Below are 2,293 nucleotides of genomic sequence, written 5' to 3' on the forward strand. Positions count from 1 at the left end.
GTAAGCGTAAAATAGTCCCCACCTTGGATTAAGGATGAGGACTATGATATTATTTATTAGGGCCAACTCTACATATATCAGGAATGTTATCTGACCATGGTAAGAGCTGGTCTAACTGCTTTATGTCATTTATATCAATATTAGGAAGTTGTTCAAATAGATAGTTTAAATAGTGAAAAGGACTTAGATTGTTGGCTTTAGCCGTCTCTACAACACTATAAATTATACTGCTTGCCGTAGCCCCTTTAGGGGATTTGCAAAATAAAAAGTTTTTGCGACCAATAACAAAAGGTTTTATGGCCCTTTCTGCTCTATTATTACTAATCTCAATTTGACCATCAAGTAAAAATGCTTCTAGTTTACTCCATTGATTTAAGGAGTAGTTAATAGCTTTCCCTAAAGCGCTTTTAGGTAATACTAACTCTTTCTTTTCTTTTAGCCATGACAAAAAAGCCTCAAGAATTGGTTTGCTTTCCTTTAGGCGTCTTTTATAGCGCTCTTTAGGTGTTAAACCCGACAGGGTTTTCTCTATAGCGAATAAATCATTGCAAAACTTAAGACCTTCCTTAGCAACAGATGAAGATATGCTTGTTTTATCCTTTATGGCTTTTAATGCATCGGTAAAACCTCTTCTTGCATGAGCAAAGCAGCCAATAAGGGTAACATTCTCTACATCATTGTAGCCTGGATAACCATCGGTTTGAAGATAGCCCTTAAAACCACTAAGAAAAGCCTTTGGATGCTTTTTAGCCCTTGATTTTTGATAATCATAAAGGACAATTTGAGGGCCAAATCTTCCAGTGGCATATAGCCACATATAGGATTTGCTATTAGCATCTTTACCATCTTCATCTAGGACCTGTAGGGTAGTTTCATCGGCATGAAGGAAGGATTCCTTTATAAGATATTCATGCATACGATCATAAAGGATTTTTAACCACTTATTAGCTCCATTTATGATCCAATTGGCTAAATTTTGCCGTGATAAATTAATACCAAAATTTATAAACTGTTGCTCTTGTCTATATAAAGGAATGGCCTCAGCATATTTTCGATTCATTATAAATGCCATAAGAGAAGGAGACACGAAGCTACCAGGGAGTACAGGCTTTGGCATAGGCGCTGTAATAATTGGAGTTTTAATATTTTCCCTTTCACAATTTCTGCAGGCATAAACGCTACGTACATGCTTTATAACTTTAACCTGAGCAGGAATAATCACAAGTTCCCTTCTAATCTCTTCACTCATTTTATGAAGATTTCCACTACACTCAGGACACTCCTTGTCTTCCTCAGAAAGATCATATTCAATTACCTCTACTGGAAGATCTTCCATGCTCTTTTTATTTAAGCCCCTAGACTTTCGTCTTTTATAAGTAACTTCCTCTAGATCTGGCTGCGCCAAATTATCACGTGAATTTTTTTCAGCTTCATTAAAAAAGGATAGCTGCTCATCAGTAGTTTTTTCACTTGAAGATCCAAAACGCTTACTTTGATTTATTCTAAAAAGCTCCTCATAATATTTTACCTTTGCAGAAAGCTCCTCTACCTGCTGCTCTAAATAAACGCATCTATCCTTTAGATCAGTTACCTTTTTATTTTCATTATTAAATTGTTTCCCTTGATAATTGTCTGTAGTTTTCATAAATCAATTATAACATCTTTTGCAAAGCAAAAAAAGAGATAAATCTTTAAATTGAAAATTTTATATATTATCCTAAGATTCTTTGAGTAACCTCTTTATGGGCCTCATGCTGTATTAAATCAAGTCCATCAAGTAGCCACCGAAATTCCCTCTCAGAAACAGAAATAGCCTTATCATTACATCCACTTGGCCATTTAAATTTACTACTTTCTAGTCTTTTATAATAAAGCCAAAAACCATCATTGTCCCACTTAAGGATTTTGATTTTATCTCTTTTTTTATTACAAAATACAAAAAGCTTTCTTGAAAATGGATCAAGTTTAAATGACTTTTCTACAATAAGAGCTAGTCCATTAATAGACTTTCTAAGGTCAGTGGCTCCTAAAGCAAGATAAACACAATCATAAGATTCACTACCCAGCATTTTTCAAAAGCACCTTTACAACAGAATTTAAAAGCTCAGGTTCAAAGTTAGAATTAACCTCAATACTAGCTTTTCCAATAACAATTTTCAAAGGTGATACCTTAGTATCATCTTCATTTATATTTTCAGTTTCATATCTATTAAGAGTAGCCCACTGTACCTTTGAATCTTTAGTCTTTTCTTTAGAATCTTCCTTTCTAAATTTTTTAATCCATCCATAGAAA

General features: G+C 33.9%; 3 protein-coding genes. All 3 read right to left on the minus strand.

Annotated elements, in window-relative coordinates:
* Positions 1-49: 49 nt before the first annotated feature.
* Positions 50-1,645 carry an IS66 family transposase gene (tnpC, locus tag BUB36_RS18760; protein ID WP_073153830.1) on the minus strand — a complete coding sequence of 532 codons (1,596 nt, stop codon included), beginning with the start codon at positions 1,643-1,645 and terminating at the stop codon, positions 50-52.
* A gap of 67 nt (positions 1,646-1,712) precedes the next feature.
* Complete coding sequence (gene tnpB, locus BUB36_RS18765; RefSeq protein WP_073153833.1) at positions 1,713-2,069, minus strand: IS66 family insertion sequence element accessory protein TnpB; 357 nt, start codon at positions 2,067-2,069, stop codon at positions 1,713-1,715.
* The coding region (locus tag BUB36_RS19960; RefSeq protein ID WP_456299440.1) for a hypothetical protein at positions 2,059-2,293 on the minus strand (235 nt) is incomplete at its 5' end. The genes BUB36_RS19960 and tnpB, both read right to left, overlap by 11 nt.

This window comes from Paramaledivibacter caminithermalis DSM 15212 (assembly GCF_900142245.1).
Taxonomy (GTDB): Bacteria; Bacillota; Clostridia; order Peptostreptococcales; family Caminicellaceae; genus Paramaledivibacter; species Paramaledivibacter caminithermalis.

Excerpts from the sequence above, each read along its gene's own strand:
- tnpB (WP_073153833.1), bottom strand. The coding sequence starts at position 2,069 with ATGCTGGGTAGTGAATCTTATGATTGTGTTTATCTTGCTTTAGGAGCC.
- tnpC (WP_073153830.1), bottom strand. The coding sequence starts at position 1,645 with ATGAAAACTACAGACAATTATCAAGGGAAACAATTTAATAATGAAAAT.